General features: G+C 35.3%; 22 protein-coding genes. 11 read left to right on the top strand and 11 right to left on the bottom strand.

From position 1 onward, the window contains the following. Window positions 1–98: 98 nt before the first annotated feature. Window positions 99–1469, top strand: a complete 1371-nt coding sequence (locus D8M03_RS03140) for a trypsin-like peptidase domain-containing protein (protein WP_121213216.1) — start codon at window positions 99–101, stop codon at window positions 1467–1469. Between the two features lie 27 nt (window positions 1470–1496). Here the strand turns inward: D8M03_RS03140 and D8M03_RS03135 are convergent, their stop codons facing one another. Both D8M03_RS03135 and D8M03_RS17880 read right to left on the bottom strand, forming a co-directional pair. Then, window positions 1497–1700: a gamma-type SASP family protein gene (locus D8M03_RS03135; RefSeq protein ID WP_121213215.1), complete on the bottom strand. Its 204-nt coding sequence runs from the start codon at window positions 1698–1700 to the stop codon at window positions 1497–1499. 105 nt (window positions 1701–1805) lie between these two features. Further along, window positions 1806–2543 (bottom strand): hypothetical protein, encoded by a 738-nt coding sequence (locus D8M03_RS17880; protein ID WP_245987438.1) that lies wholly within the window; start codon window positions 2541–2543, stop codon window positions 1806–1808. 207 nt (window positions 2544–2750) lie between these two features. On the opposite strand from D8M03_RS17880, the gene D8M03_RS03125 reads away from it, so the two are divergent. Next, the gene (locus D8M03_RS03125; RefSeq protein ID WP_121213214.1) at window positions 2751–3341 is read left to right on the top strand and encodes a metallophosphoesterase family protein; all 591 of its coding nucleotides are present in this window, start codon (window positions 2751–2753) and stop codon (window positions 3339–3341) included. Between the two features lie 62 nt (window positions 3342–3403). Then, entirely contained in the window at window positions 3404–3976 is a 573-nt protein-coding gene (locus D8M03_RS03120; protein WP_121213213.1) for a YitT family protein, read from the top strand. 42 nt (window positions 3977–4018) lie between these two features. Here D8M03_RS03120 and D8M03_RS03115 read toward each other — a convergent pair whose 3' ends face one another. After that, window positions 4019–4900: a DMT family transporter gene (locus tag D8M03_RS03115; RefSeq protein WP_121213212.1), complete on the bottom strand. Its 882-nt coding sequence runs from the start codon at window positions 4898–4900 to the stop codon at window positions 4019–4021. A gap of 209 nt (window positions 4901–5109) precedes the next feature. Here D8M03_RS03115 and D8M03_RS03110 point away from each other — a divergent pair, with 209 nt between their 5' ends. After that, window positions 5110–6171, top strand: coding sequence for a diguanylate cyclase (locus D8M03_RS03110; RefSeq protein ID WP_121213211.1), 1062 nt, complete (start codon window positions 5110–5112; stop codon window positions 6169–6171). A gap of 23 nt (window positions 6172–6194) precedes the next feature. Here D8M03_RS03110 and D8M03_RS03105 read toward each other — a convergent pair whose 3' ends face one another. The 4 genes from D8M03_RS03105 to D8M03_RS03090 all read right to left on the bottom strand — a co-directional run bounded on the left by D8M03_RS03105 (window position 6195) and on the right by D8M03_RS03090 (window position 9511). Continuing rightward, window positions 6195–6773, bottom strand: coding sequence for a TetR/AcrR family transcriptional regulator (locus D8M03_RS03105; protein WP_121213210.1), 579 nt, complete (start codon window positions 6771–6773; stop codon window positions 6195–6197). 16 nt (window positions 6774–6789) lie between these two features. Then, window positions 6790–7494 carry an MBL fold metallo-hydrolase gene (locus D8M03_RS03100; RefSeq protein WP_121213209.1) on the bottom strand — a complete coding sequence of 235 codons (705 nt, stop codon included), beginning with the start codon at window positions 7492–7494 and terminating at the stop codon, window positions 6790–6792. Between the two features lie 257 nt (window positions 7495–7751). Beyond that, on the bottom strand, window positions 7752–8693 hold the full coding sequence (locus D8M03_RS03095) for an aldo/keto reductase family protein (protein ID WP_121213208.1): 942 nt from the start codon (window positions 8691–8693) through the stop codon (window positions 7752–7754). A gap of 137 nt (window positions 8694–8830) precedes the next feature. Then, window positions 8831–9511 carry a hypothetical protein gene (locus D8M03_RS03090; RefSeq protein ID WP_121213207.1) on the bottom strand — a complete coding sequence of 227 codons (681 nt, stop codon included), beginning with the start codon at window positions 9509–9511 and terminating at the stop codon, window positions 8831–8833. A gap of 242 nt (window positions 9512–9753) precedes the next feature. On the opposite strand from D8M03_RS03090, the gene D8M03_RS03085 reads away from it, so the two are divergent. Both D8M03_RS03085 and D8M03_RS03080 read left to right on the top strand, forming a co-directional pair. Then, entirely contained in the window at window positions 9754–11418 is a 1665-nt protein-coding gene (locus D8M03_RS03085; protein ID WP_121213206.1) for a ribonuclease J, read from the top strand. Between the two features lie 39 nt (window positions 11419–11457). After that, window positions 11458–13071 (top strand): catalase, encoded by a 1614-nt coding sequence (locus D8M03_RS03080; RefSeq protein WP_121213205.1) that lies wholly within the window; start codon window positions 11458–11460, stop codon window positions 13069–13071. A 443-nt stretch (window positions 13072–13514) separates the two neighbouring features. On the opposite strand, the gene D8M03_RS03075 is transcribed toward D8M03_RS03080, so the two are convergent. The 3 genes from D8M03_RS03075 to D8M03_RS03065 form a co-directional block, all read right to left on the bottom strand. Beyond that, window positions 13515–14927 carry a SpoVR family protein gene (locus D8M03_RS03075; RefSeq protein WP_121213204.1) on the bottom strand — a complete coding sequence of 471 codons (1413 nt, stop codon included), beginning with the start codon at window positions 14925–14927 and terminating at the stop codon, window positions 13515–13517. Window positions 14928–14971: 44 nt separating this feature from the next. Then, window positions 14972–16132 carry a sporulation protein YhbH gene (gene yhbH / locus D8M03_RS03070; RefSeq protein WP_121213203.1) on the bottom strand — a complete coding sequence of 387 codons (1161 nt, stop codon included), beginning with the start codon at window positions 16130–16132 and terminating at the stop codon, window positions 14972–14974. Between the two features lie 195 nt (window positions 16133–16327). Then, window positions 16328–18223, bottom strand: a complete 1896-nt coding sequence (locus D8M03_RS03065) for a PrkA family serine protein kinase (protein ID WP_121213267.1) — start codon at window positions 18221–18223, stop codon at window positions 16328–16330. Between the two features lie 389 nt (window positions 18224–18612). On the opposite strand from D8M03_RS03065, the gene D8M03_RS03060 reads away from it, so the two are divergent. The 5 genes from D8M03_RS03060 to D8M03_RS03040 all read left to right on the top strand — a co-directional run bounded on the left by D8M03_RS03060 (window position 18613) and on the right by D8M03_RS03040 (window position 22191). Continuing rightward, on the top strand, window positions 18613–18837 hold the full coding sequence (locus D8M03_RS03060; RefSeq protein WP_121213202.1) for a spore coat associated protein CotJA: 225 nt from the start codon (window positions 18613–18615) through the stop codon (window positions 18835–18837). Further along, window positions 18830–19093 (top strand): spore coat protein CotJB, encoded by a 264-nt coding sequence (locus tag D8M03_RS03055; protein ID WP_121213201.1) that lies wholly within the window; start codon window positions 18830–18832, stop codon window positions 19091–19093. The genes D8M03_RS03060 and D8M03_RS03055 overlap by 8 nt, the downstream gene beginning before the upstream one ends. A 487-nt stretch (window positions 19094–19580) precedes the next feature. Beyond that, window positions 19581–20150: a manganese catalase family protein gene (locus D8M03_RS03050; RefSeq protein ID WP_121213200.1), complete on the top strand. Its 570-nt coding sequence runs from the start codon at window positions 19581–19583 to the stop codon at window positions 20148–20150. Between the two features lie 127 nt (window positions 20151–20277). Continuing rightward, complete coding sequence (locus D8M03_RS03045) at window positions 20278–21108, top strand: DegV family protein (protein ID WP_121213199.1); 831 nt, start codon at window positions 20278–20280, stop codon at window positions 21106–21108. 165 nt (window positions 21109–21273) lie between these two features. After that, window positions 21274–22191 (top strand): DMT family transporter, encoded by a 918-nt coding sequence (locus D8M03_RS03040; RefSeq protein WP_121213198.1) that lies wholly within the window; start codon window positions 21274–21276, stop codon window positions 22189–22191. 40 nt (window positions 22192–22231) lie between these two features. Here the strand turns inward: D8M03_RS03040 and D8M03_RS03035 are convergent, their stop codons facing one another. Further along, window positions 22232–24604 (bottom strand): polyprenyl synthetase family protein, encoded by a 2373-nt coding sequence (locus D8M03_RS03035; RefSeq protein WP_121213197.1) that lies wholly within the window; start codon window positions 24602–24604, stop codon window positions 22232–22234. Window positions 24605–24623 lie beyond the last annotated feature (19 nt).

Below are 24623 nucleotides of genomic sequence, written 5' to 3'. Positions count from 1 at the left end.
AAAATATTATCCAATATTAATATTGTTGATTCAAGGAGAGAATAGCAGAAACGAATTAGGAATATAATACCAAATACCCAACTGTTAGGAGGTTGTACATGTATTGCTCAAAGTGTGGAACCAAACTTGAAGAAAACGATATATTCTGCGTTTCCTGTGGGCATGATATTCATCAGAAAACTCCTAAAAACAAATGGCTAATTATTGGCATATGTACCTCAATTATTGCGGTAATCTCCATTTTTATCGTGATCATTTTATTATTCAAAAACATCCAAAATAATACAAAGCAAATTGTTGAAGAACCTGAACCTCCAAAAATCGAACAACTTACACAAATGCCAATTGAAGCGCCTGTTGATGAAGATAAGAAAGAAAAGACACAAATCATTAAAGAGTCGATGCCAAAAGTTTTCACTGTAATTACCGGTAACAGTCAAGGTTCTGGCTTTCTTTATAAAGATGGCGGCTATATTGTCACTAACGCCCATGTTGTAGCTGGTTTTACAGATGTTATTTTGCGAAATCATGCAGGTCAAGAATCCCCCGCTGTCGTCATTGGTATTTCCGACAGAACCGATGTAGCACTACTCCATTCCCAAGAATATGCCAATGCACAACCTTTCGAAATTGAAAAAGAAGAAACAGCTATTGGTACAGAAGTAATCGCTATTGGAAGTCCTCAAGGGTTAGAAAACTCCGCTTCTATCGGTTATTTAACAGGAACAAATCGCGACTATCAATTGGATTTTGTTTATGAAGGATTGTATCAAATTGATGCTCAAATTAGTGAAGGTAGTAGTGGTGGGCCATTATTAGATGGGAAAACTGGAAAAGTCATTGGCATTAACTCATTGCTTTATACCCCAAATAATAGCTTTGGTTTTTCAATTCCGTTATATACAGTTACTCCGTTAATTGAAGGATGGATTCGTGAACCAATGAGTAAAACAGCGGTTGCTTCATTGTTTGATGCTTATGCGGATTACAACTTCTCTAATGAAGAAGAGCAATATTATGAGGAATATGAAGAATACTGGGACTACTACTCAGAAGATTCTTCTGAAGAAGATTATAACGAAGAATATTGGAACGAGTATTCTTATTCCTTTGATGAAGAATCGTTAACAAATTTCATCCTTGCATTTAGGGATTATTATGAATTAGCTCTTTATTACAAAGATTTTTATTGGATTGCTGATATGTTACTTCCTAATAGCACCGCATATTTAGAATTGGAAGAATATCTATATGATATAAGCGGAGAAGAATATTTCTTCGATTTCTTATCTAATACCATTACAAATATTGAAATGTATGATAATTATGCACTCGTCTCCACAAATGAACAATTTAATTTTTATGATGCAACTGGAGCAGAAACATTCTATGATCGGTATAAAATTTATACAGTGATTATCAATGGGGAAGGATATTATCAAATTACGGACATTTATATAAATGAATAAGAACTGCTGAGTGCAGTTCTTTTATTTTTAGTGCAAATGCTTATGGATTTGTTTCTTCACTTGTTCGACATTTGTATCACTATATGCCTTTGTACCATACCCTCCAGTTTTCGCAAGTTGTTCTAATACCTCTTTGTACGATAATCCAGATTCTGCGTTCTTTCGTTTTACTTCTTCGATATCTGTACCTGCTACTGTAAAACGAGTATCGATTTCATTTCGATCTGTCATGATGAGTTGACTCCTTTATTTGCTTTTTTATTGAAGTTATTTGCCTTTTCACGCTCTGTTATTTGCTTTTCAAAAAAAACGCCCCATAAAGAGGCGTTTTTTTAATTAAAATTGATTATATTTATTATTTTTCGCTTGTTCTGCTTGTTGATTTTGACGGCGTACTTCTTGAATATCAGTACCTGCCATCGTTTTACCAGCTGCACCTTGGCTTGGCGTTGCTTGATTGAAAGGTCCCGCTTCTTGAGCGATCTCTTCGCGTACCTTTTGGATATTAGTTCCTGAAGCTGTTTTACCTGCACCAAATGAATTGCTTGCCGGTGATGGTGGTTGCGCATAATTTTGGCCAAATGGTGCTGATTCTTGCGCTATCTCTTCGCGTACCTTTTGAATATCTGTTCCCGAAGCTGTTTTACCTGCTCCGTATGGATTGCTTGCTGGTGATGGTGGTTGCGCATAATTTTGGCTAAATGGTGCTGATTCTTGCGCTATCTCTTCGCGTACCTTTTGAATATCTGTTCCTGAAGCGGTTTTACCAGCTCCGTATGAATTGCTTGCCGGTGATGGCGATGGCTGCGCAAAGCTTTGACCAAATGGTGCTGATTCTTGTGCAATTTCTTCTCTTACCTTTTGAATATCAGTGCCAGATGCTGTTTTACCCGCACCAAAAGATCCACTCGGTTGATTTGAGAAGGATTTACCAAATGGTCCCGCTTCACGAGCAATCTCTTCTCTTACTTGTTGTGGATTTGTTCCCATATTAGATTGTCCAGCATTTCGACGTTTTACTTCCTCAATATCTGTTCCTGCTTGTGTAAAGCGTTTACCATTATTGTTTTGCATACTAAAAAAACACCTCCAAAATTGTTATGCCATTATCATGCTTAAAAATTGAATTAATATAAGCTAAACAAATTTTTTTCGTTTGTATATTTTCAAAAACTGCAACAACAATAGTGATAAAGCTGATTTCAAGACTAATGCCATATTCATTTCATGAAAATTTTTGTTGTATTATACAAGTAAGTAATTTTTGGAAAGGTGATTTTTTTGAAATATGCCCTTTTAGGAGACCTACATTCTAATTTTGAAGATACAAAAGCAGTGTTACATCATATACAACAAGTTGCACCTGAAGCATGCTTGTTAGGATTAGGTGATTTATACGAATGCTTGATTGGTAAGAAGAAAGCTAATACCGTTGCAAATTTACCATTGAACGAGGCTGCGGTTGTTTCTGAAAATTTTAAAGAACTCTTAACTTTCCCTTCCATTCGTGGAAATCAAGAAGAAAGAATTACACAAGTAACAGGATTGAATATCTTTTCTAAACTACCAGAAAAAATTGAAATTGAAGGTGCCACCTTAATACACGGCCATCAAATACTTTGGAACAAACATTGGGAACCAACAGAATTAACAATTGATATTGAAACTCCACTTCTATTTTTTGGACATAGCCATCGAAGTGAAATATATCGTAAAAAGAAAAAACTCCCACTCGAAATCGTTTATGGACAGGAATTACAATTAATAAAGAAAAAATACTGGATTAATGTTGGTTCTGTCGTCGATCATCGTGAGTGGTGTCTTTATGATAGTGTTGCAAGAACCATTACTTTCATGAAGGCAGAAAGATAATCTAATCATTTTCAGACAATTCTCCTCATAAAATAGTGCATGTCCATTTGAAGGAGAATTATATGTACTACATAAAAAAATCAATTGCGATAGTGTTCGGAAGTATCTTCTTAGCTATCGGTATCAATGCATTTTTAACACCCTATGAAATTTTAGACGGTGGAATTATCGGGTTATCTTTAATTTTATATTACTTATTTAAACTGAAAATCGGATTAATGATTATCGTATTAAGCATCCCCATTTTTATTATTGCTTGGTTTAAATATCGCCATTTCTTTTACAACAGTCTACATGGATTATTAATTTCTTCTGTTGTTATAGATATTCTAAAACCATTACGAGATTTATTTCGATTTAATCCAATGTTAAGTTCCATTATTGGTGGTTTTTTTGTTGGACTAGGTATTGGCATTATGCTCCGTTACGAAACAAGTACTGGGGGCACAGATTTGTTAGCCCAGTTTATTTCAGATAAAACAAAAATTAATGTAGGCATACTAATATTTTTAATCGATGCAGTAGTCATTCTCTTAGGTGGTATTTTATTATCTGCAGAAACACTGGTTCTATCAATCGTTGCTATTTTATGTGTAGGTATAACTACAAGTTATATAACGAGTATCCACCGTTAATTTTAAAAAGTAGGCCATCTTTTCATAAAGACAGCCTACTTTTTAGGTTAATTTTTCTATACTTTTCTTTTTTATAAAAGTGAGTTTTGTTTCTGAAATAATGATGGCAATTAAAATTAAAATCGCCCCGATTATCATTCTTGTTGTTAACACTTCTCCGATAAGTAGCACAGAGAACACCATCCCCCAGAAAGACTCTGTTGAAAGGATAATTGCTGCTTTCGTTTCGTTTGTGAATTTTTGTGCAATCGTTTGAAATAAATAAGCAATTGTTGTTGAAAACACACCTAAGTATAAAATAGATGAAACTGCCTCCATTTCGAATGAAAAGTTTACCTCTCCCTTGAAAAGGACAACAATCCACCCAAGTAATGCTGCCACAAACATTTGAATAATGGTTAACACAATGGGATCTTCATCTTTTACATATTTTGCAGTGTAGAAAATATGATAAGCAAATGCCACTGCACATGCTAACGTTAATAAATCCCCAACATTAACGTCTGAAGAAAGTTGCAAAGACAGGAATCCTATACCAATAATTGCTAGAACTGCCCCTGATAACTCAAATTTATCAATTTTTCTCTTATACGCCAAATACGCAATAAAAGGTACGATGACGACATTTACTGCAGTTAAAAAGGCATTTTTAGATGGCGTTGTGTATTGTAGCCCGACAGTTTGTAAAACAAAGGCAAGATATAAAAAGAACCCTAAAATTACACCTTTTTTTATGACACCACTTTTCAAGCCTTTTAATTTCTTGTTAAAGATAATACTTAAAATAATAAATCCAACTAAAAAACGACCAGCTAATATTTGGTAGGGCGTATAATGATCAAGTGAGATTGCACTCGCTACAAAACCACTTCCCCATATAATAGCTGTAATACACAGCATGATTTCCCCTATATATTTTTTCATTGTTATCCCCCTTTCTTTTAACCTCAAATTATTATTATATATCAATTAAAGAATATTTGGACAATAAGATATAAAACTATGTTACTTTTGATTTTTGAACATTCATTGCATTTTCTTGATTTTATCTAAACACTTTCTCAATTAAATGCTAGTATTAATAAGATACATTCTTAAAAATTTAAGGGAAGTTTAGAAAAGAGGTGTAACCCGTGCTCCAATCAATCCTTTCTAATCTTGCAATTATCTTATTAATGCACTTAATTATGTCGATGATTATGCAATCAAGAAAAAAAATTACCACATTTACTTTTCATTTTCTAACGATTTTACTAGTTTCAGTATCGGTAATTTCCATGTTTTACTTACCAATACGTTTTGATAATTACTGGGTTGATATGCGCTTTATCCCTCTTGTTTTCTACGCTTATTTTTATGGTTGGAAAATTGCAATACCATCATTATTGATTGCAAGCTTATGGCGTTTCTTCATGGGTGGAGATGGCATGGTTCCAGGAATAATCTTCGGAATGATAGCGCCTACGATACTTGCTTTAGCTTTTCATTTTAGATCAAAACTAGAGAAAAATTACTTTGAAAAACTCTCCATCATTATTGGTAGTTGGTTAATTTGCGATGTTCCAATTATACTTCTTATACCAAATGGAATAGAGATTTTTAAAGATATTGCTTTCATACGAGCCGCTTCATTTATTATCACATCAATCATTTGGTATATATTCATTATGCAAAATAGACAACTTCAAATTTTACATAGTAAATTAATAAAATTAGCTGGTGAGGATCCTCTAACACAACTACTAAATAAAAGGGAATTTTTCACAGTCGTGAATCACAAAGTAAAAGAGCTAAAACCTAACCATTACATTGCGATGATTGATATCGATTATTTCAAGCAAATTAATGATTTATACGGGCATTTAGCTGGTGATAAAATCATTACTGAGATCGCTAGCATATTAAAAAAGTATGGAAATGAATTCGTACAAATTGGAAGATACGGAGGCGAAGAATTTATTATTTATATCGGTAATGCTACAAATACATCCGCAACAGAACTTATACATAAAATACACCAAGAAATTCAATCCCATGAATTTGTAATAGATGACAATAACCGACTTAACATTACAGCCTCTATAGGACTAGCTATATTAGAAAACAATTCAACATTACTTCATACCGTAAACAAAGCAGATATTAATTTGTATATTGCTAAGAAAAATGGACGAAATCGTTTATTCATATCGTAAAAAAACACGTACACCATTTAGGTTTACGTGTTTTTTTGCGCAAGGCGTTTTAAGGATTCAATATAACCTTCAATCATCAATTGAAAACTATCTTTTACACTAATTTGAAGACCGAATGCACCCATCTGTACTAATGAAGAGAACCCATGTAGTATACTTCTTAAAGCTCGAATGCCATGAATTTTATCCTCATTTGATAAGCCATACGCTGTTAAAATGTCGCTTAATAATGTGATAATTTGGTTGCTTACTTTTTCTAGTTCTTTTTCATCTGTTTCTGGCGCTTTTATTGTGAATTGATACAGGCCAGGATGTTCTTTTACAAAGTTTACATAGGCATCGGCTAAAGCAAAAATTGCCTCATCTTTTGTCTTATTATTCGAAGCAACTTTTAATTTTTCATAGAGAATTGTCATCCCAAGTAATGCTAATTCCTTTTTAACACTTGGAAGCCCCTGGATATGATTGAATAATGAGGGCGGACGAACATTTAGCTTTTTCGCAATATTAGCTAAGGTGATGGATTCAACCCCCTCAGTATCTGCTAATTGTGCTGCAACGTTTACTATCATCTTTTGATCTAATCCAACTCTCGGTGACATAGGTATAGTTCCTTTCTTATAAATTCTTCTCTGCTACGAGTAATGCTTTTTTAATCGCTTCTATCGGGTTTTTTATCATTTCTCCATGTCCTACTGCTAGTAATGTAGGTTCTAATTGAAAAATTTTTTTCGCACTTTGAATTGAAATTTCCTTATTCCACGTGGCAAACGCAGGAAATGGAAAGCTCTTTACAAGTTGGCCACATACTGCAAGTTTACCCCTTGTTTGAAAGGCATCTCCAACAATAATAGCACCTGATTTTGTATCAAATAACGAAATGGAACCCGGTGTATGTCCAGGAGTTTCAACCACTTTAAGAGAACCAATTGTATCACCCTCATTTAATAATCGGTCAGGGTTTGTTTGTATCCCTTTTGGAATACCACCCTTAATTGGAAATTGAGGTTCTTCTTCATTAAGTGTTGTATCCCCTCTTAACAAACGACTATCTCGATCAGAAATAGATACAACCGCATCTTTATAGATTTGTTTTAATTTATCTAACGTTCCAACATGATCACCATGGGCATGTGTTAATACGATATTCGTTAAAGGTTTTCCTATTTCTGTTATTGCCTTAACAATGCCCTTAAAACTTGCAGGCATACCAGTATCGATTAACGTAAGTTCTTTTTCTTCTTCAACAATATAACAATTAACAGGAAAAATCTTTGGCCAAAGCGTTAACTGATAAACATTACCTATTTTCGTTACCTTCATTGTTTTCATCCCCTAAAAACTAATATCGTTAGTTTTATTATAACTAATGCCATTAGTTTTGCAATAGGCAAAATAATTTTCTTTTAAAAAAAGTTGTTCTACGTCTGGTTGATCCTTTCGTGGGCTTGGTTTCAGGTCAAAAGGCATCTAAAAAAAGTTTGAGTTTATCGCTAGAAAAAAAAAACACAAGATTGCAAAAGCATACAATCTCGTTGTTTGAGTTAGCTGAAACTCTTTCTGCTTCAACCTCAAAATATTTATTTAAATATTTCTTCAATCTTCTCTAAAATTTCATCTTGAAGGACAATTCCTGAAGCTTTTGCGTTTTCTTCAATTTGTTCCGGACGGCTTGCACCTACAAGGGCACTTGCTACATTTGGTTGTCGTAATACCCATGCTAAGGCAAGTTGGGATGTCGAAATATTTAATTCATCTGCTATTATAGTTAACTCTTCTACTTTCCCTAATTTCTCTTCCGTTAAGAAATATTGAATTGTCTTATTATCTGTTGTAGCACGACTTCCAGATGGATAAGCTGCGTCTTTTTTATATTTACCTGTTAATACACCTTGAGCAAGTGGTGACCACACCACTTGTCCTACACCGTGTTTTTCACTAACCGGTATAATTTCTTTTTCGATTTTGCGTTGAAGTAAATTATATTGAGGTTGATTTACAACGATACGGTCTAGCAGCTTTTTATCTGCAATATGTATTGCCTCTGTAATTTGCTCTGCTGTCCACTCACTTACCCCGACATATAAAACTTTTCCTTGGCGAACAAGGTCATCAAATGCTCGAAGTGTCTCCTCAAGAGGCGTTTCGGGATCATAACGATGAGCATAATAGATATCTACATAATCTACATCAAGGCGTTTTAAACTAGCATTTGCTTGTTCGATAATGTGCTTTCTCGACAAACCGCGATCATTTGGACCTTCCCCCATTGGCCAGAACACCTTAGTTGCCAGTACAATTGAATCACGTTTAAAGGATTTAATTGCTTTCCCCACAACTTTCTCCGCTTCCCCTTGCATATAAACATTTGCTGTATCAAAGAAATTAATGCCTAAATCATAAGCATGGTGAATTGTTTTGATAGCCGCATCAGACTCAACATAACCGCCATACGTTAACCAACTTCCAAGGCTAATTTCACTAACCTTTAAACCTGTCTTGCCTAAACGTCTATATTTCATCGTTACTAGTCCTCCCTTTTTTCTTGGTTTTTATTGTAAATATACTAACATCTTCCATTTCCCAACTCAAGCAATCTGTTTTATGTTTCATATAAAAAGCTCATAATAAAAACTCGCTCTTACCTAAGCGAGTAAATTTAAGTCCAACCATTAACCGTAACATCTTTGTGTTTGTGTTCATGTTCGTAGCGTTTAATGATAATGCTAACCTTGTGATACCAGTTTTTACATTCTTTAAATATATCTTTATATTCATCTAAATCTTTAGGGATTGCTTGATCATTATCTAAAAATGTGTATTCAACGATAGGATTAGAAAGGTCATTTACAACAAGCTTCAAAAGTAATTTTTTCACTTCTTTTTTCGAAATCCCTTCATTTTCTTCTGTTCCGCTAGCTTTCCCATCTAATTTAGAACTCCCATCAATTAATGACCACCCATCCTTTGAAGTATGAGCAACATTTTTACCGTCCTCTACTATTGCTACTTCAAACAACTCTTCAAAATCATATTCCCTCGCATCGAATTCATCGTCGAGGTCTTCCCTATTCAGAATACGAAATGTATTTGAATTTTCATCAATTAATAAAGCTTGTAAATAATCAGGAGATAATATATAGCGAGTATGGGGGTATTCTTCAAGTTGATCAATGGTTTCCTTCTCAATCGCTTCATTTCTCTTTCGACTTTCTTTATTTATTTCGTATAGCCACCAGCCTCCCAAAATTATCGCTACTATGAAGAAAATAGTTTTGCCCGTTTTAAATGCTAAAAATAAGTAAACCACTTCTAGTAGTAATAAAAATAATTGCATCATCTAACAAGCCCCCATTTCCAATAGATTTATAAATCTTCTATATTCGGCTTTTGTAAATTTCAATTGTTATAAAATACTATTCAAAAACTTGGGAAATCATTCTACTTCTATCTATATTTTTTAAATAAAACTATTAAACGCTCTAAATTGAATTTCGAGAGTCTATTTTTATCCGTGTATAGGACAACCGCTTGGTAGCAATACTTATTAATGGAAATAGTCTTCGAAATGAGGGAAGTATTTTGTCGGAAAAAGATAAGACATTATCCATTTTTGCTTTAGGTGGAATTAATGAAATCGGTAAGAATATGTATGTCATTGAATATGGCGATGATCTACTCATTGTAGATTGTGGTGCAAAATTTGCGGATGAATCGTTGCTAGGAATCGATTTAATCATTCCGGATGTAACGTATTTACAACAAAATGAACATAAAATTCGTGGTCTAATTGTTACTCACGGACACGAAGACCATATTGGTGGTATCCCTTACTTTTTAAAGAAAATTCAATGTCCAATTTACGCTACTCGATTTACCCTTGGATTAATTGAATTGAAACTAAGAGAACATAAAATCTTACGTGAATCAACATTAGTCGAAATCAATTCTAAGTCAAAATTGGAGTTTGGTGATATTAATGTTAGTTTCTTTAGAACAAGCCACAGTATTCCAGATTGCTTAGGAATTGTGTTCCATACTCCTGAAGGTAACATTGTGCATACAGGAGACTTTAAGTTTGATTTAACACCGGTGAATGATCAATATTCTGATATTCACAAGATGGCAAAGATTGGAGAACAAGGTGTTATTGCACTTATTTCAGAAAGTACCAATGCAGAAAGACCTGGTTTAACACCATCTGAAAAAGTGGTTGGCACACATATTGAAGATGCATTTTTTAATGCTACAGGAAAAATTATTATCTCGACCTTTGCTTCCAATGTAAATCGAGTCCAACAAATCGTAAATGCTACGATGAAAACCAATCGTAGACTCGCGTTACTTGGCCGAAGTATGGTGAATGTCGTAAAAGTTGCACGAGACCGTGGTTATGTTGATATTCCTGATTGGATGTTAATTGATGCTCGAGAGGTACGAAATCTACCTCCTGAAAAAGTAGTTGTTTTATGTACAGGAAGTCAAGGTGAACCTCTGGCAGCATTATCCCGTTTATCAACAAATAATAATCGTGATGTGAAAGTTTTACCGAATGATACAGTTATTTTTGCCGCTTCACCAATACCAGGAAACGAAAAAAGTGTGAGTAAAATTGTCGATAACTTATTCCAACTTGGTGCAAAGGTTATTTACGGGTCTGCAAGCATTACAGGCATGCATGTATCCGGACATGGCTATCAGGAAGATTTGAAATTAATGCTTACGCTAATGAAACCAAAATATTTCATCCCAATCCATGGCGAATATCGTATGCTCCATTTACACCGATTACTCGCTGAAGAAGTAGGGGTAGAAGAAGGACATACATTTATCATTCGTAATGGTGATGTAGTCGATATCAAGAATCAAGAAGCTCGTCAAACGCGAAAAATTCCTGCAGGAGACACATATGTGGATAATGTTGGTGATGATGAAATTGGGGATATTGTATTACGAGATCGTAAAGTACTTTCTGAAGAAGGAATGCTTGTGATTGTCGTAACGATTAATAAACAAGATGGTAATCGTATTTCTGATCCTGATAGCATCTCCCGTGGATTTGTGTACGCAAGAAATTCTGAAGAACTAATAGCAAATGTGAATGAAGTAGTTAAACAGACAATCGATCCGTTTAAAGAAGCAAATATTATGGGCATGAAACGAGCAATTAAAAAAGAAGTAGGTAATTTCCTTTTTGAACAAACAAAGAAAAAGCCAATGATATTACCGATTATTATTGCCGTATAAGCATATAGACGAAATTACATCTAGAAAGGAATCATACCCATGGATAATAACAAACAACACGAAACAAACATTGAAAACGACAACACGTTAACTAATCGACAAGGTCATCCAATTACAAATAACCAAAACATTCGAACTGTTGGAAATCGTGGGCCAGCCACTTTAGAAAACTATGATTTCATAGAAAAAATAAGCCACTTTGACCGTGAAAAAGTTCCTGAACGTATTGTGCATGCTCGTGGTGCAGGGGCACATGGTTACTTTGAAGCCTATGGAACAGTTGGCGATGAACCAGTATCAAAATATACTCGTGCAAAACTGTTCCAAGAAAAGGGCAAAAAAACTCCTGTATTTGTTCGTTTTTCAACAGTTGTACATGGAACTCATTCGCCAGAAACAGTACGAGATCCTCGAGGTTTTGCAGTGAAATTTTATACTGAAGATGGAAACTGGGACTTAGTCGGAAACAATTTAAAAATCTTCTTTATCCGCGATGCAATGAAATTCCCTGATATGATTCATGCATTCCGACCAGACCCTGTAACGAATATTCAAGATGCCCGTCGTTTCTTTGATTTCTGTGCAAACTCACCAGAAACATTCCATATGGTGACGCTTGTATACTCTCCATGGGGAATCCCAGCAAACTACCGTATGATGCAAGGTTCTGGTGTAAACACTTATAAATGGGTGAACCAAGAAGGAAAAGCGGTGTTAGTCAAATATCATTGGGAACCTAAACAAGGAATTAAAAACCTTACTGTAAAAGAAGCTGAAGAAATTCAAGGCAAAAACTTTAACCATGCTACTCAGGATTTATATGAAGCGATTGAACGGGGAGATTATCCAGAATGGGAATTATTTGTTCAAATTATGGAAGATGGTCCACACCCTGAGCTAGACTTTGACCCACTTGATGATACAAAACTTTGGCCAAATGACAAATTCCCGTGGCTTCCAGTTGGTCGTATGGTTCTAAACAAAAATCCAGAGAACTATTTCAATGAGGTAGAACAAGTTGCCTTTGGTACTGGTGTACTTGTCGATGGTCTAGATTTCTCTGATGATAAAATGTTACAAGGTCGTACCTTCTCTTATTCTGATACGCAACGTTATCGTGTAGGGGCAAACTATTTACAACTTCCAATAAATGCTGCTAAAAAGCATGTTGCAACAAATCAGGAAGGTGGCCAATTACGTTATTACAACGATAAAGCTCCTGGTCAAAACTTACATGTCAATTATGAACCTTCTAGCATGGGCGGTTTAAAGGAAGCTGAACAGACAGGTAAAGAGTATACACCAAATGTAGAAGGTAACCTTGTTCGTGAATCCATTGACCGAGATGATAATACAAAACAAGCTGGTGAAACGTACCGCAATTTTGAGCAATGGGAAAAAGACGAGTTGATTAATAACTTAGTGAATGACTTATCTATTTGTCCAAAAGAAATTCAAGATAAGATGATTGCATTAGCTGAACAAGCGGATGAAGAGTATGGACGCCGCTTAAGAGAAGGACTTGCAGGAAAATCCAATAACAATAAAGAAGAATTTGCACAAGAGTTCAATCCACATCCATTAGGTGCGAATGAAGCAAGTAAAGCCGTACAAGATGCCATCAATAAAGGACATGACGCAAATCCTTACTAACATGTACTATAAAAACAAAACTCCTTTGCGACGAGGATAGTGACAACCACCGCAGGAACAATAATTCATAAGAGATATTTATCAAGAAAGAAAAGAGGTGTCCAAAAAATTATTACTTTTTGGACACCTCCTTTTCTATTAAAACTTTGTTCTCCGTTTCGGCTGACGCTTTTCGCAGGCACGACTTCAGCTACTTTTTTTCGCGTGGTCGCGAAAAAAATGGATCTTCCGCTCGTGCTGTTCCCGCAGAAGTCACAGCCTCCACTACGAACAACGAGTTTTGGTTCCTATAATTAAGTTACGAACTACACAATCCCTTAACACCAATGCTTTTCCATTACCTTTATAAATTAGATAAAAAAACAACGAGATAGCAGAATCCTACAATCTCGTTGTTTACTGTGCTGAAACCTCCTCTGCCCCAAACTATATCATTTACCTCATTACAAAGCTTTTCGATAATTTCGTTTGCCATCATATGTGTAAAGTACAGGCTTATTTTCTACGAAGGTTTCTAAATGAACAGGTCTGCCCCATAGTTGATAGATATATGGAAGAACATGTTCTAAATAATGAGGGTCTAATTCCATTCCTTCATAGCCGTGTTTTAGATACAGTTCACCATTTCTTAAATAATCACCGTTTTCAACAACGATATATGGGAAACCACCATTTACACGCATTGAAACGAGTTGATCTCTTACGTTTTCATAATCTTTATCCGTAATTTTATATTCATTTCCCTTTTTCTCAAACAAGTACATATCCTCTTGTTCAACTAATTCTTTTGTTAAGTAATTACGGATGAAAGAAATATCTGATTCAATCTCACGTACTTCAAAGATTTTTTCGCGGCCTGAATTCGGTTTTACCCCCAACTTCCTCATTTCTTCAGTGGGGTTATTATAACGTCTTTCAATATCTTCAAAAATCTTCAAACCAAGATAATAAGGATTGATGGATGTTTTTGAAGGCTGTACTACGCCCGCATTTAACTTTGCATATTCAATCGTTTCATCAGTCGTTAAATTGAGCTCTCGCATAATTCGTTGATGCCAGTATGAAGCCCAACCTTCATTCATAATTTTTGTTTCAAGTTGAGGCCAGAAATAAAGCATTTCTTCCCGCATCATTGTTAAAATATCCCGTTGCCATTCCTCTAGCTCACGGCTATACATCTCGATGAACATTAATAAGTCTTTTTCCGGTTTTGGAGGGAACTTTTTCTTTTTATAACGAATTTTCGAACCAGGTTCTTCTTTCTTACCTAACTTATCCAAAGACCATAAGTCATCAAATTCAGATCTTGGTGCGACAATATCCTCTTCATTATCTAATTCGTCTTCATAATCAAGCAATGTCGGTCTAACAAGGGATGGATCGATATGCTCTTGTATCGCCAACACTGCATCTAAAAACTGTTCTACTTCATCTTTTCCATAAAGAATTTCATAGTTCGCAATCCGTTCTGCAGTGGCAGTCATACTTTCCACCATATCTCTGCGTGTATTGGAGAACCGAACATTATTTTTAAAGAAATCACAATGGGCTAATACGTGTGCAATGATCAGTTTATTTTGTGTAAGGGTATTCGTATCGAGCAAAAATGCATAACAAGGATTCGAATTAATAACAAGCTCATAAATCTGGCTTAAGCCTAAATCATACTGAATTTTCATCTTATGAAATTGTTTACCGAAGCTCCAATGGGAGAAGCGGGTTGGCATTCCATATGCACCGATTGTATAAATAATTTCAGCTGGACAAATTTCGTAATGCATAGGGAAAAAATCTAGGCCAAATCCAACTGCAATTTCAGTAATCTCTTCTATTGCTTTATGAAGCTCTTTTTCCATCTATTCTCACCCCACTATTAATAATTGCTGCCATTTCCCCTCTCTTAGATGATTGTCTCTTGTTTTTGGAAAAAGCTTTTCAGCGCTTCATATACATCTTTTTTCTGTCTTATCACGTAATGACGGAACTTTGGATCATCAATGCGTTTAAATGTAGACATTAAAGAAGAATAACGATTATTTGGATTTACTTCCCCATAGCCAAACATACTTGAAACATCCATTAATTGTTGAACTAGCTTGAAACACTTCTCATTGTCCGTGGAGAAGTTCTCACCATCAGAGAAATGCACTGGATAAATATTGTAACGAACAGGATTGTATTTTAAATCAATTAATTCCAACGCTTTGGAGTAGGCAGATGAACAAATCGTTCCCCCACTTTCTCCTTTTGTAAAGAATTCTTCTTCTGTTACAATCTTCGCTTCTGTATGATGAGCAATGAACTCAATATCTACTGATTGATATTTTGTACGTAAAAATCGAGTCATCCAGAAAAAGAAGCTTCTTGCACAAAACTTCTCAAAACTACCCATCGATCCACTTGTATCCATCATCGCCAATACAACGGCTCTTGTTTCTGGCTTTTTCACTTCATCCCACGTTTTAAATCGTAGGTCATCATTCGTAATCGGTACAATTTGCGCTTTCCCTTTCATTGCATTGCGCTTAATCGCAGTTAAAATTGTTTTCTTTTTGTCAATATTACCCATAAGCCCTTTTTTGCGAATATCGTTAAATTCAATTTTTTCCGTTGTGATATCCGCCATTTCTTTTTGCTTAAGGTTCGGTAATTCCAACTCTTTAAACAAAACATTTTGCACTTCTTCTAAACTTACTTCCGCTTCATAATAATCATTTCCAGGTTGATCCCCTGCTTTTTGACCTTTACCTGCCTGTTGACCTGGTTTTCCATCACGGGCTACAACATCGCCAATTTTACTATCTCCTTGCCCTTGCCCCACATGTTTAGATTTTCCATAGTTATAACGAATCTTATATTCTTCTAAAGAACGAATTGGTATTTTGATTACTTCACGGCCATTTGACATAATTATACTTTCTTCACTAATCAAATCAGGCAAGTTATTCTTAATGGCATCCTTCACTTTTTCCATATGACGCTGTTGATCTTGGTACCCTTTACGATGGAGTGACCAATTTTCCTGAGAGACGACAAAGTTTCGATTCTGATTTTCACTCATTTTTATCCTCACCCATCTCTAATGAAGTTTCCCAAAACTTATGGAAAAATCACTTTTTTTATAATATGCAAATTTTCTGACAGTTTTCACTACATTCTTACAATCAACTCATATTTTTCTTATAATTTTGCATGAACTAGGTGAATGAAGAAAAAAATGAGTGTCCTAAATTTTATGGACACTCGCACCAATATATTACCTATTTAATAAACTTCCTACATATCTTAATAATTCATTTGCAGAAGTAGAGTCGTAACCATACTCATCAATTAGACGTGCTACTACTTCATTAATTTTCTTAAGTTGAGATTCATCAGGTGTTTTTGATGATGTTGTAATTTTCACAACATCTTTTAAATCAGCAAACAGTTTCTTCTGAATCGCTTCTCGCAATCTTTCATGAGAGTTATAGTCGAAACGTTTACCTTTTCGTGCAAATGCAGATAATCGAATTAAAATCTCTTCACGGAATGCCCGTTTTGCATTTTCAGAAACACCAATTTGTTCTTCTATCGAACGCATTAGTTTTTCATCTGGATTCATTTCTTCACCAGTAAGTGGATCGCGCAGCTTATTCTTATTACAGAATGCCTCAACGTTATCAAGGTAATTATTCATTAAGTGTTTAGCGGATTCTTCATAAGAATACACAAACGCCTTTTGTACTTCATTTTTCGCAATTTCATCATATTCTCTTCTTGCAACTGCAATGTAATTCATATATTTTTCGCGATCTTCGTCAGAAATAGACGCATGCTGATCAAGTCCATCTTTTAAAGCACGAAGAACATCTAACGCGTTAATTGAAGGTACTTCCTTACGTATGATTGCAGAAGAAATTCGGTTAATAACATAACGCGGGTCAACCCCATGCATACCTTCATTTGGATATTCTTTTTTCAATTCCTCAACATCGACAGAGTTATAACCTTCTACAGCTTCACCGTCATATAGACGCATTTTCTTAACAAGGTCAATGCCTGCTTTTTTCGGAACTTCTAATCTTGTTAATACAGAGAATATGGCAGCTGCTCGTAACGCATGTGGTGCAATATGAACATGTGCCATATCACTTTCACGAATCATTTTTTCATAAATGCGTTCCTCTTCACTCACCTTCAGATTATAAGGAATTGGAATAACGATGATACGTGAATGTAACGCTTCATTCTTTTTATTTGAAATAAACGAACGATATTCTGTTTCGTTTGTATGGGCTACGATGAGTTCGTCCGCGCTAATTAACGCAAAACGCCCAGCTTTAAAGTTACCTTCTTGTGTTAATGATAATAAGTGCCATAAGAATTTTTCATCTAACTTTAACATCTCTTGGAATTCCATCATACCGCGGTTCGCTTTATTGAGCTCCCCATCAAAACGGTATGCACGCGGATCTGATTCAGAACCGTATTCCGCAATCGTTGAAAAGTCAATACTACCCGTTAAATCCGCGATATCCTGAGACTTTGGATCTGATGGAGTAAATGTTCCAATACCTACACGACGATCCTCAGAGAAGAAGATTCGTTCAACCATAACATCTTCAATGCGTCCTCCATATTCTTGCTCTAAACGCATTGTATTTAATGGAGATAAACTTCCCTCAATTCGAATTCCATATTCTTTATAGAAATCTTCTCTTAGATGATGTGGAATCAGATGTAGAGGGTCTTCATGCATTGGACAACCTTTAATTGCATAAACTGCCCCTTCATCAGTCCGTGAGTATTGCTCAAGACCTCTTTTCAGCAATGTAACAATAGTCGATTTACCACCACTAACTGGACCCATCAATAATAGAATACGCTTTCGAACATCTAATCTTCTTGCTGCTGGGTGGAAATATTCCTCTACAAGTCTTTCAAGTGCAGACTCTAAACCAAAAATCTCTCTCCCAAAGAACTGGTACATTTTTTGACCATCTTTTTCTAGTACACCAGCACTTTTAATCATATTGTAGACACGTGAATGAGCTGTTTGTGCAACTTCTGGTCTTTGCTTTACGATTTCTAAGTATTCAGCAAAAGTACCTTCCCATTTCAGTTGATTCTCTTCTTCTCTATAGCGTTTTACCCTGCTTAAAATATCGATAGTTCTCCCTCCATTCAGGGCTTTTTTACATAGTATGAAGTTAGTCCACAAATGATACCGAATACTTGAGATGAATTTAGGTCTTTTCATTAGTGCAGTTAATGCCCTTGATTTATATAGAATAAAAGAGCTTCGCTGAATCTAAAAATCAGTGAGCTCTTTACCATCATATTAAATTGGCTTTTATATAATGCCTAATAAATTTTTAGTTATTTAATGGGAAAAAAATTAAAAGACAATCAAGTAAATAAATTAAAAGTCTATTTAAATAGAACAACTCAATAAAACCATGTTCTTCTATTTCTTCACAATTTGTATAAGACTTTTCTGGGAATAATTGAATTTTTCCATTCATACACATAAGTTAGTGCAAATGAAAGGAGGATTTTATGCATTCAGAATATAAGTATTGGGAACCGTATGTGGGTCCTTTTGATCCGTGTAAACCAATACGAGTAAAAAGTTATAACACACCTCCACAACTCTATATGAATTTCCAACCTCCAGGACTACAACAATTTACTCCGAAGCAAGCATTGATGCACGGTACACTTTGGCCACAATTATATAGCCCTTATCCTGATCCAAATAAAGGGGTGAATAAACATGGCTAAACAAATGCCACCTGAATACTATCAATGCCTTGAGGAACTACAAGCAATCGACTTCGCCATTGTAGAATTAAACCTTTACCTTGACACCCACCCAAACGATTTAGATGCAGTAAAACAATTTAACGAATTAGCCAAAAAGAGTATGCAACTAAAAGTAGAATTCGAGAAAAAATTCGGCCCGCTCATGAACTTTGGAAGAAGCTACTCCAACTACCCATGGGACATAGACGACACCCCATGGCCATGGCAAGTCTAGAAAAGCGAAGGCGGCTCGACCAGCTCCGACAGACACTGGAGACTTCCGACAAGCGTGTTTACACGCGTAGGAGGAAGTTGAAGTGTCCGAGGAGCTAGCCGCCGCAGCTAGACATTAGAAAAGCGGAGCGCGTTCGTTCAGCCGTGACAGAAACTGGAGACTTCTGATAAGTGTGCTCGCACACGCAGGAGGAAGTCGAAGTTTCCGAACGGCTAACGCGCGGAGCTAGACAATCCGAAAAGCGAAGGCGGCTCGACCAGCTCCGACAGACACTGGAGACTTCCGACAAGCGTGTTTACACGCGTAGGAGGAAATTGAAGTGTCCGAGGAGTTAGCCGCCGCAGCTAGACAATCCGAAAACCGGAGCACGTTCAGCTCTAGATGGCACTGAAAAAACTTCTAATGAGCAACAGCTATTAGTCATCTTGAAAATGCAAATTTCAAGTTTTATTAATTCATGTTGAATGTGAGGGGAGAAAATAAAGGGATGTTTTACTATGAAAAGAAACTCCAATATCCCGTTAGAGTAAGTCAATGTAACCCAATGCTTGCGAAGTTTTTGATTGAGCAATATGGAGGAGCTGACGGCGAACTTGCAGCTGCTTTACGTTATATGAATCAACGTTATACCATTCCTGACAAAGTTATTGGATTATTAAATGACATTGCAATGGAAGAGTTCTCACATTTAGAGATGATTGCAACGATGGTGTATAAACTGACGAAAGATGCGACACCAGAGATGATGAAAGCAGCAGGTTTAGGAGACCATTACGTAAACCACGATCGAGCGTTATTCTATCACGATGCATCTGGGGTACCATGGACAGCTACGTATATTCAAGCAAAAGGTGACCCAATAGCAGACCTTTATGAAGATATTGCCGCTGAAGAAAAAGCCCGCGCTACTTATCAATGGATTATTGATTTATCTGATGACCCAGATTTAAATGATGGTTTAAAATTCCTCCGTGAACGTGAAATTGTCCATTCCCTTCGATTTAGAGAGGCCGTTGAAATTTTAAAAGATGAACAAGGTAAGAAGAAGTTTTATTAATGAACCATACCCCATCTTAAAATGAGATGGGGGTTTTTTTACAATGTATAGTCAATTTTGATTTATCTAAATTTGTATAATGTTTATAATAGATATCACCTATTAATAATCGAAGGGGTTTTCAGAAATGATAAAAATCATAACAGATAGTTCTGCAGACTTACCTGTTAAATACATAGAACAATATGACATAGATGTGATCCCAATCACCGTTACACTTGATGGCAAAGATTATAAAGAAAAGGTAGATATTTCTTCAGAGGAGTTTTTAGAAAAAATGTTTAGTTCCAATAAACTTCCAAAAACTTCTCAACCTTCTCCAGCAACATTTGTAGATAGCTTTTCTAAATACGATAAAGATATAGACATTTTATGTTTAACAGTGTCTTCTGGACTAAGTGGAACTTATCAATCAGCTTGTATTGGGAAGGAATTAGCTAATTGTTCAAATGTAACGATTTTTGATACATTAGCAGCTTCCCTTGGACACGGTTTACAAGTCATTCGAGCAGCGGAACTTGTGAAACAGGGGCTTTCAGTAGAGGAAATCGTTAAAAACCTGACTGAATACCGAGATAATATGAATATCCTTGTCATACTAAATACTTTAGAGAACATTGTCAAAGGCGGACGATTAAGTAAATTTGAAGGTTCTTTAGCAAAGATTTTAAATATTAAAGTTATATTAGAAAGAGTTGAAGGCGGAAAGGTTGAAGTGTATGAAAAAATCCGTGGGAAGAAAAAACTTCAAAATCGCATATTCGAACTCCTTCAAGAAAGGGGGAAAGACTTTTCCAATGTAACAATTGGAATTTCCCATACCGGAAATTTAGAAGAAGTGGAAGCATTAAAGCAAAATCTTTTCCATCGATTTAATCCGAAAAAGATTATTGTCAATTACATGGGCGCAGCCATTGGCACATATGCAGGAAAAGACGGCATGATTATTTCATTCTAAATTTATAGTTTAGTAATTTTGAGAGTTGAAGTTAAACTCTCTTTTTTGTTGTCCATTATGGGCTCATTTATCTTTTGTAATAGCCACAAAAAAATATTGCTAATATGATAGAGAACGTGAGAAGATTGTTTCTATGATTTATTGTAGAAAGTATGGTGAAAGTAATTGAATTCAAAAGCATTATTATTAGGACTTTTCACTGTTGTTATATGGGGATCAACCTTCGCGGCAAATAGTGTTAGCTTAAGTGGAGGCTTTTCTGCAGGACATCTTATTTTATTTCGTTTTCTATTAGCATCTGTAATTTTTGCGATACTCGCTTGTATTCCAAGTTTTAAAATTCGTTTACCAAAGAAGGAAGACTTTTGGAAAATTATGCTCCTAGGTTGGATTGGAATTAGTGGGTATCATATTTGTGCTACGAATGGACAATTAACCATTAGTGCAGGAACAGCAGGTATGTTAATCGGTTCTGGACCAATCTTCACAACGATTCTAGCGATAATCATTTTAAAAGAACGATTAGGAAAAATTGGTTGGGTTGGATTAGGATTTGGGTTTATCGGCATACTATTAATTGCGATTGGTTCTGGTGATACATCCTTTGGTATTGCACCTGGTATATTTTTAACACTACTCGCAGCGATTGCGACCTCCCTCTTTTTTGTGTACCAAAAACCATTTTTCACTAGATACAGTGCGATTGAATTAACAGCTTATTGTACTTGGGCAGGAACAATTCCATTTTTAATTTTTGCACCTGGGTTATTGACAACTCTCCAAACAGCTACTTTAGAGGCAAATTTAACCTCAATTTATATTGGTATCTTCCCTACTGCTATCGCTTACTTAACTTGGGCAATGGCGTTATCTCTTGCCAATGCTAGTTCTATATCAAGTATTCTTTACCTTGAACCAGTGATTGCTATCATTGTCGCTTGGATTTGGCTAAGTGAACTGCCTTCCTCCCTTTCCCTTATCGGTGGTCTTATCGCTATTTCAGGTGTGATCGTTGTGAACTTCTATGGAAAAAAAGAAACGATTGCAAACAGCCATAGTGATAAAATAGAACAAATTCAATAAAAACAGGGTTTCCGTGGTTATTATCCCATGGAAACCCTATTTAGTTATCTCTATAAATCAAGTAATTTAATATATATTTTAAGAAATTCGTGTTAGCCGGTATCTCTTCTAAAGCCTCTAGTGCTAAGCTGTAATGCTCATACATTTCGATTTTTGCCTTTTCAACACCCAAGACTGAAACAAAAGTAGAATTATTATTTTCATTGTCTTTTCCTGCTTGTTTCCCTAATTCAACCGTATTCCCTTCCACATCAAGTAAATCATCTTTAATTTGAAAGGCGATTCCTGCATGTTTGGCATATTTTTTCAATGCTTGTATATCAGTTTCCTTTGCATTTGCTAAAATAGCTGGCATCACTAAAGCTGCTTCAAAGCCTAACCCGGTTTTATAAAAACACATGGTATTTAATTGTTCTAATGTTAAAGTCTTCTCTTTTGATTCTAAATCCATCATCTGGCCCTTACACATATTCGAAGTTATCTGGGCTGTATATTGAATTAGCTTTAATATCGTTTCTGTTTGAAAACTATTAAGTATACATTGTTCTTCAATTGCCTTTTGAGTTAAAAATATACCTGTTAATTCTGCAATTGCTACATTGTATACTTCATGTATCGTTCTACGTCCTCTTCTTAACAAAGCATTATCTTGAGAAGGTAAGTCATCAAAAATGAGTGAAGCGGTATGCATATATTCTAGTGACTTAAGTAGCGGAAGTATGGAGTCTTCATTCACCCCATATAGCTTTACCCCAGTAAACCAAGTAATAATAGGTCTTAACCTTTTTCCACCACTCGATAAACTATAATTAGCTGCATCGTTTATTTTATCTTTAAAACTCGTAATTTGAGCGTCTCTGGAAATTTCTAAATGTTGATTTAAATGTTCCCTCACAGACTCAATGGTTTCCTTAAATTGTTCTTGCTCATCACTTTCATTTTTCAAACTTGTTATCATATGATCGCGTAGTAATTTATCAAAAAAGTCAACATCATCGGCTAAATCTACCATTCTTTGTAGTACTTTATTAAAAGCAAATCCTGAGGCAAATTGACTCATTACTTCTTTATATTTTCGTTGTCCATGTTTTTCTTTAAAACGCTTCAACCCATTGATTGCCCGGTTTAATATTACATCTTTAGTTTTCGGGTCAGATTCATAGACATTGTGTATAAGGTTTACAATAACTGCCCAATACATTTCAAAGGGGTTAATTAAATCTGAACGATATTTATGATGCTTCAAATAATAAGTGTATGGCGTCACTGCCCCATCTTTCATATCATCAAACATATCAGCAAAATCATCCGCAAGTTGATTGTAAATCCCATATAAAAATATCCGATTTTCAAATCCTTCATCATCGGAAACAGTGAGAATTGAGCGTGAAATTAATCTGGAGGAAGAGGATTTTAAAATAATAGGTATATAAATTTCTTCATTAGAATAATGGGCATTTGTCAGATTCTTTCTTCGGTCGACTTCTTGAGAATTAAAAAAAACATACGCTTGCTCGAAAAATTTATGAAGGTTTTCATGAGATTGGTGGGACTTTATATATTCAAACGCTTCCTGCAGTTCTGAATGAATATACTGCATAAATTGAAGTCTCTCTACTGACCATTCTTGCCCAAGTTCTGGAACGTTTCCTGTCACTAATGCAGTTCTTATGATTTCAGAGAAATTGATTTTTTCTTGTTCGGATAGTATTTGAGAATCCAACAAATCATCGATAAAAGGATAAGTTATACCATAAGAGTACCCTAGCCGAATCGCCTGATCCAATTTATTTTCACGGTTGACTGAAACATCTTCATCCATCTCATCTGCAGTATGCATTAATACTCCGGCAATAATTTTAATAAGCTTTCTTCGCGCATTCACTGCATCTAATCCTTCTGGAATATTTCTAGCAACCCCATTCAATTTATCCATTAGCCAAACAAAAGTATGGTCGATTCCTTCTTTTTGTGCTTTGCGAAACAAACGACTTATATTGAAAAATTCATTTGTCTCATTGCTAGAGGAATTAGTTAATTGATTTTTTAACCGCGCAACTTCCTTTTGAATTTTCTCCTCTGTTTTAGGGTCATTTAATTTCTTCCCTAAATCTCGCAAATATAAGTAAGATACACTTCGATCCAAATAACCTTCTAATTTATTGGTCATATCAAGCCATTGAATATATTGATGAAACTCTTTTGAACTTGGTTTTCGATTTTTTCTACTAAAATAAGAAAAGAATTTTGGATGATGAATATGATTACCTTTCCACGATAGAAAATCATTAATTAAGGTTTGGTCATATGTCTTTTCTTTTATTTCTTTGACTAAATCATTAAAATACTTCTCTGCTTTCTGTTCAGCACGTTGATAAGCTAAATCAGCATCAATCACCAACACATCGTTCATATAAATGACTCACCTTTAC

It is taken from the genome of Ureibacillus endophyticus (assembly GCF_003628435.1).
In the GTDB taxonomy this organism is placed as follows: domain Bacteria; phylum Bacillota; class Bacilli; order Bacillales_A; family Planococcaceae; genus Ureibacillus; species Ureibacillus endophyticus.
Note: the sequence above shows the minus strand (reverse complement) of the source record. Positions and strands in the feature narration are given on the sequence as shown.